Origin of the sequence: Kamptonema animale CS-326 (assembly GCF_028330895.1) — a bacterium.
GTDB classification, from domain to species: Bacteria; Cyanobacteriota; Cyanobacteriia; order Cyanobacteriales; family Microcoleaceae; genus Kamptonema; species Kamptonema formosum.
Window position 1 is genome coordinate 1 of record NZ_JAQMUA010000403.1, and the last position, 6,784, is coordinate 6,784.

Sequence of the window (6,784 nt, forward strand, 5' to 3'; positions counted from 1 at the left end):
CCTCTGGGCGGTATTTAGACCGCCCAGAGGGCGGCGTTACAACGTAAAATATAATCAACAATTCCATGAGTTACTGTTTAAATCCTGATTGCCAGAAACCACAAAATCCCAGTAAAGTCAAGCTTTGCCAAACCTGTCGTTCAAAACTGCTCCTCAAAGACCGATATCGCGTCATTAAACCCATTGGACAAGGCGGTTTTGGCAGAACATTCTTAGCAATTGACGAAGACAAACCATCTAAACCTCGCTGCGTAATCAAACAGTTTTTACCAGTAGAAAACCACGTTAGGGGAAATAATTCCCAGAAAGCCTCAGAACTATTTGAACAAGAATCAAAACGTCTTGATGAATTAGGAAAACATTCTCAAATCCCAGAACTCCTCGCCTATACTACTCAAAACAATCGCCAGTATTTAGTACAGGAATTTATCGACGGCTATAATTTAGCTCAAGTTATACAAATACAAGGAACATTCAACGAGACTCAGATTCGCGACTTACTAAATAGTTTAGTACCTCTACTTCATTTTATCCATAGCCATAATGTTATTCATCGAGATATTAAGCCAGAAAATATTATTTGTCGCCAAAATGGAGAATTAGTTTTAGTCGATTTTGGTGCAGCTAAATTTGCCACAGGTACAGCCTTATTGAAAACAGGAACGAGTATTGGCAGCCCCGAATATATTGCCCCCGAACAAGCAAGAGGTAAGACAGTTTTTGCTAGTGATTTATATAGTTTAGGAGTAACTTGTATTTATTTGTTAACCCAAGTTTCTCCGTTCGATCTTTTCGATCCGGGTGAAAATACTTGGATATGGCGACAATATTTAGTAAATAATGCAGTCACCGAGGAATTGGGTAATGTTCTTGATAAAATGATTGAAAATGCTACTAATCGTCGCTATCAATCCGCCGCAGAAGTATTAAAAGCCTTGAATCCTCAAGCCGCATTCAAGTTAAATAATCCACAAGTAATTATTAATTCCCAAGTAATTCATAAACAAATTACAGAAGATAAAATTATTCCTGAATCTCAGCCTAAAATACAGAAGTGGAAATGTACTCACACCCTCATCGGTCATAAAAACTTAGTTTATTCTGTTGCCTTTAGTCCTGATGAAGATATTATTGCTAGTGGTAGCGATGACAAGACAATCAAGCTTTGGCAATTAAAAAATGGGCAAAAAATCTGCACTCTTAATGGGCACAATAACTCAGTTTACTGTGTTACTTTTAGTCCTGACGGTAAAAATATTGTTAGTAGTAGCCACGACAAAACCATTAGACTTTGGCAAGTTAATAACGGCGTAGAAATTAGGCGATTTACAGGTCATACCAATGCAGTTTACTCTGTAGCTTTTAGCCTTGATGGGAAGTTAATTGCTAGTAGTAGCTGGGATAGAACTGTCAAGATTTGGCGAGTGAAAGATGGTCAAGAAATACGTACTTTAACTGGCCATACTAATTTAGTTTATTCTGTCGCTTTTAGTCCCGATGGGGAGTTAATTGCTAGTAGCAGTTGGGATAAAACTATTAAAATTTGGCAGGTGAAAGATGGGAAGCTAATTCGCACTATTGCTAGCCATAAAGATTGCGTGCGCTGCGTGGCTTTTAGTCCTAATGGCGAGTTTTTTGCCAGTGGTAGCCACGATAATACTATTAAGATTTGGTGGGTAAAAGATTGGCAAGAAGTTTTGACAATTGGTGGGCATTCTTGGTATATTGATTCTATAGCTTTTAACCCCGATGGAGAGTTTTTAGCGAGTAGTAGTAATCAAGTTATCAAGATTTGGCGCGTGAAAGATGGTCAAGAAGTTTGTAATTTGACTGGTCATTCTAATTCAGTTTATTCTGTGGCTTTTAGTCCTGATGGGGAATATTTAGCTAGTGGTAGTAGTGATAAGACGATCAAACTTTGGCGGTGTGAGGGATAGAAGAAAGAGTTACCCAACTAGAAACAGAAGTAGCCCATCTCAAAAATTTACTTCTCAACAGCGCTATCGCCCCTCCTCCACCTTTTAAACAACTCCGGCGTAACCAAACCTTGAGGAAAAAATATCGTTCCCAAAACAATCAACAACCCAAAAATAATTAACCGCCCATCCCGCAAAAATTGCGCCAACCAAATCGGTAAACCCGCCGTAGCCGCAAGTGCCCTCAAAACCTCCGGCAAAGCCGTAAACACCATCCCCCCCAACACCGGGCCTAAAAACGTTCTATTCCCACCAATTAACACCGACGTTAAATAAATAATACTAGCATCAAAAGTACCTTGACGAGCATTCCAAGTATTCAGAAAGTGAGCACTAACTGCACCCACAACCCCCGCCAAAATCGCACCCAAAGTAAAAGCTAAAACCTTATAAAAAGTTGGATTAATCCCAATCGCATCAGCTACCAATTCATCAGCACGAATAGCCGCAAAAGCACGGCCTACACGGATACGTTCAAGGCGATAAAGAAGCGCCATACTTACCAACATTAAAGGTAAAGCAATCCATAAATACTCAATCGGCGTACTAAAAGGTTGAGGAATCCCAAAAATCCCCACCGCGCCCCCAGTGATATCCAAATTTAGCGATAAAACCCGTAGAATTTCTACAAAAGCAATCGTCGCAATTGCTAAATAAATTCCCCGCAATCGCAACGCGGGAACCCCTACAACAATCCCCAATAAACCACTAACAATTCCGGCAATTAACATTTCCAACAGCAGGAACGGCAAAGGAAATAAATTGCCTGTTTGCTTAAATACCGTAGTAGAAAGAATTGCCGCAATATAACCACCCAAAGCATAAAAACCAGGACTAGCTAAAGATAATTGCCCAGTCATTAGCGGCAAATAAAGCGACAATCCAAGCATCGCCCCTAACAGCATTGAAACAATTAAAAACCCGTAAGTAGCAAAAAAATTAGCCATTTATAATGTAATTGTTAGTGGTTAGTGGTTAGTAGTTAGTTGTCGATCGGTAATTTTGTTAAAATTCGTTCTTCCTTCTCTAAACCTTCTGAATAAATCGCCGCCCTAACAAACCCTGTGGCCTCACCAAAAGCATAACAAACAATATAGCAAAAGCCGCAGCATCCTTATAAGCAGAAAAATCCGCAGGTACAAAAGCCTCCACTAACCCAATTACAAAACCTCCTAAAACCGCCCCAGGAATACTCCCCAATCCCCCAAGTACAATTACTGCTAAACCCTTCAAACCAAAAACAATCCCAAAGTATGGCCCTGCAATACTCACGCTAGAACCCACTAAAGTTCCCGCCAAACCCGCCAAAAAACTGCTCACAAAAAATGTCAAGACAATATACCTATCAGTGTCAATACCTAATAAACTAGCTGTAGTATCATCTTCAGCTACAGCTTGCATCGCCTTACCAAACTTAGTAAAGTTTATCAGGTAAGTTAAGATAGCTACAATCACTATAGACACTCCAAAAATTACCACCTGAACAGTGCGAATTGGAATTGGTTTATCCAATGTTCCAAAGTTAATTGCCGCAGGTAAATTCCCATAAGTGTTAGCAGGAAATGTGTAAATTTCCGCTCCAACCAGATATTGAATGATATTCGCGATCGCAACAGCCACCCCTAAACTAGAAACCACCGTCAATAACGGGTCTGATTGTCGTTGGCGTAGTGGTCTAAAAGCAATCCTTTCGATCGTAACTCCAACCAAACCAGCTAGCGTGCTGCCAATAATTAACGCTCCAAAAAAAGGCAATTGCACAGGCCCTTTAGCATTCGCCAGCAACCCATTAAAACCAAAAGTTCCCCCCATTAGCGTATAGGTGAAATAGGCACCTAACGTAAATACAGCACCGTGAGCAAAATTAATGATTCCCAGAATAGAAAAAACTAGCGTGTAGCCCAAAGCAAAAATAGCATACACGCTGCCAATCGATAAACCATTGAGAAATTGTTGAATAAATTGAGTGATGTCCACATTCCCTCTTTTACAGCGGAGACTTTTCTTCAACAATTGCCGCAGAAAATTCTTGATAATTTGCTTCTACTGTGTTAAAATATGCTTGAGCATAATCCAACAAATAAGTCTGCCATTGAGCAGCATTTTCCGCCCAATAAATTAGCTCATCTGCGATCGCAGATCCTTGACGACCACTACTGCGTAACTGATTCCAAGCTGTTATTTCCCCCATCGTTTTCAGCACCTTTTCTAACCGCCCTAACTTCCCATTCCATTGATCCAAACTCACCTTATCTTGAGTAGGCTGTAACCCCCGCAAAACAAATAATTCGCCCTCCATTTCTACTGGAGAAACCCAAGATTGCGGCATAGCTTCCATCCGCTTTTGGATACTAACAATTCTTTCAGCTTCATTAACCCATTTAGGCTGTGGCAACTTTAAATAGTGAGTAAGAGAAGATGGGAGTGCTTGTTTAATATCGAGCAAATAGTTATCGTCAGGAGAACCTTTCCCTTCAACTAAAATTACATAGCGCTTTACTCCTAAACTGCCAGTTCCAGCAATTCGTACTCCCACATCCAACACCTCAAAAAAAGCGGGATTTTTCTGCTTAGCTGCCCAATTTTTCACCAAAGATTCAAGCGATAATCGCTCATCTGAAGATACAGCAGCCGTGCGTTTATTATCAATAATAAAACGGCGTTTGCCTTTTTTCTCTTCCGTCCGCCGATCCAAAAAATCTTTACGACGGCGTAGTTTCAAACTCTCTAATAAATCTGCAACCATCCCCTCAGCCGTCGCCGCTTCTACAGTACGAGCAGTTCCTAATGCCAAAGCATCAGTATAAGCCTTTAGAAAGCAATGACACAAACTAATTGCTTCCGATTGATTTACTCCTAGCGTATCCGCACCGACTAAAATGCTAGTAAGAAAACGAGTTATTTCCCAAGTAGCAGGAGCTAAAGCCCCTTCATCAAAATCATTGATATCGAAATAGACTAGCCGATTATCACCCTTGTAGCTGCCAAAATTTTCTAGATGCAAATCACCACATATCCAGACAGGCGGCGCATCATTCAGCGGGGAACTTAAAGGCCAATCTTCGTAGAATAAATGACAAGTTCCACGAAAAAAGACAAAACTATTAGAAGCCATTGCTTTGTATTTCAACAATAACCGCTCTGGGTTGCGTCCTTGATTAAATTCCTTGATTCGTTCTAGTACCCTATCAGTCATGATTTGTGTTCCTTGATTGCTTACTCTCTCTTTACTTATTTCAAAAATTTGCTTACTTCAAAAATACAAATTTCCCATTAACTCCATCTGCATCCATTTTAATCTGTGCTACGTAAAATGCTTTCTGATTGATTTCTCCTTGAGGCGTGAAAGAAATTTCACCCAAAGGCGTGTCATACTTCCCAATCAACAATTGCGAATTCAAATTAGTACGCAAATCGGCCAAGGGCTGAGCAGTAATCTTGGATTTAGCATTTACGGCTTTTAATGCCTCAACAAAAACCTGAACTCCCGTGAAAGCTTGAGCACTAAATTGAGGAGGTTCTTTCTTAAATTGGCTACGATAAGCCTCCCGGAACGCTTTGTTAACTTCATTTTCATGCTCAGGGCTATAGGCTTGGGCAATCAAAACCCCATCGCACAGTGCTTTACATACTGACAATACATTGGAAGTATTTAAACCATTACCACCAATGATAATCCCTTTATAACCAAGTTCTCGCAACTGTTTAATTAAGTTACCACCATCTGCTGCCAACCCAGAAATAATAATCAAATCTGGTTGCACGTTAATAGCATTAGTTGCTTGGGATTGAAAGTCAGTATCAGTAGTTAAAAATTTTTGCACCGTTGTCAATTCTAGCCCCTTATCTTTGACAGTTTTCTGAAAAGTTTCAGTCTCAGATTTACTAAAAGCATCATTCTGAGCAAAAAACACAGCCACTTTTTTAATGTTGGGATTTTGCTTAAGGGCCGCTGCGATCGCATTGGGGGCTACCACCGCCACAGGTGCCGAGACGCGAGCTATATATTCACCAATTTCTGGAATGCCTTTGGCTGTGTTAGAGGGGGCTAATACTGGTACCTTGGCGCGATCGGCAATTGGATCGGCACTAAAAGCTTGCTGGGAAAGGGTAGGGCCAACAATACCCACAACTTTATCCTGATTGATCAGAGTTTGAAAAGCGTTGATTGCACCCTGTTCATCCCCTCCCGTGTCTTGGAACACCAATTTAATTGGAGTCCCATCAATCCCACCCCTGTCATTGAAATATTTTTCTGCAATTTTCGCCCCAGCAACTTCCTCCTGACCGAGTAAAGCAACGTTGCTGGTTTGTGCCACCCCAATCCCGATGGGAATGGCTGAAGCCGCCACAGGTGAAGCAGGGGAGGTTGAAGTTGTGGGAGACGTTGTGGATGTTGAGCTTGTGTTCGCTTGACCACAGGCAATCAGCAGCGAAGCACAGCTAGCAAACAAAGTGAAGGGATGAACAGCAGGCTTTTTCATAAGCTCTAGGTAAAACACATATATGTATGTCGCCATATTTTACCTAGCTAGGGGTTCAAACCAAGATCAGAACCAAGATCAGAATAAAGGATGAGATTGGTAAAAAGGGAAAAAAGCACAAAGGCAGAGATTAGTTATTTAAATCCCAGCCAGCTCAGCAGGTAGAACCCTTGCATAGCAACGCTCAAAAAAAAGTCAAAAAAACTTTGCCAAAACGCTTGACATTCCTTGGCAGTCGGGTTAGATTAATAAAGCGCCAGAAGGAAAGGCAACTGACCCGAAGCGCCCCGAACCTAGAAAAATCAATAGTTTGAAAGCACGAAG

At 41.0% G+C, this 6,784-nt stretch carries 5 protein-coding genes; 1 reads left to right on the plus strand and 4 read right to left on the minus strand.

Annotated elements, in window-relative coordinates:
- Nucleotides 1-65 precede the first annotated feature (65 nt).
- Complete coding sequence (locus PN499_RS23820) at nucleotides 66-1,937, plus strand: serine/threonine-protein kinase (protein WP_272035231.1); 1,872 nt, start codon at nucleotides 66-68, stop codon at nucleotides 1,935-1,937.
- Between the two features lie 47 nt (nucleotides 1,938-1,984).
- Here the strand turns inward: PN499_RS23820 and PN499_RS23825 are convergent, their stop codons facing one another.
- From PN499_RS23825 to PN499_RS23840, 4 genes are all read right to left on the minus strand, one after another.
- Nucleotides 1,985-2,923: a branched-chain amino acid ABC transporter permease gene (locus PN499_RS23825; RefSeq protein WP_272035232.1), complete on the minus strand. Its 939-nt coding sequence runs from the start codon at nucleotides 2,921-2,923 to the stop codon at nucleotides 1,985-1,987.
- A 79-nt stretch (nucleotides 2,924-3,002) separates the two neighbouring features.
- A complete protein-coding gene (locus PN499_RS23830; RefSeq protein ID WP_272035233.1) occupies nucleotides 3,003-3,953 on the minus strand; it encodes a branched-chain amino acid ABC transporter permease in 951 nt (316 codons plus the stop codon).
- 10 nt (nucleotides 3,954-3,963) lie between these two features.
- Entirely contained in the window at nucleotides 3,964-5,172 is a 1,209-nt protein-coding gene (locus PN499_RS23835) for a DUF2252 domain-containing protein (protein ID WP_272035234.1), read from the minus strand.
- A 52-nt stretch (nucleotides 5,173-5,224) separates the two neighbouring features.
- Nucleotides 5,225-6,460: an ABC transporter substrate-binding protein gene (locus tag PN499_RS23840; protein ID WP_272035235.1), complete on the minus strand. Its 1,236-nt coding sequence runs from the start codon at nucleotides 6,458-6,460 to the stop codon at nucleotides 5,225-5,227.
- Between the last annotated feature and the right edge of the window lie 324 nt (nucleotides 6,461-6,784).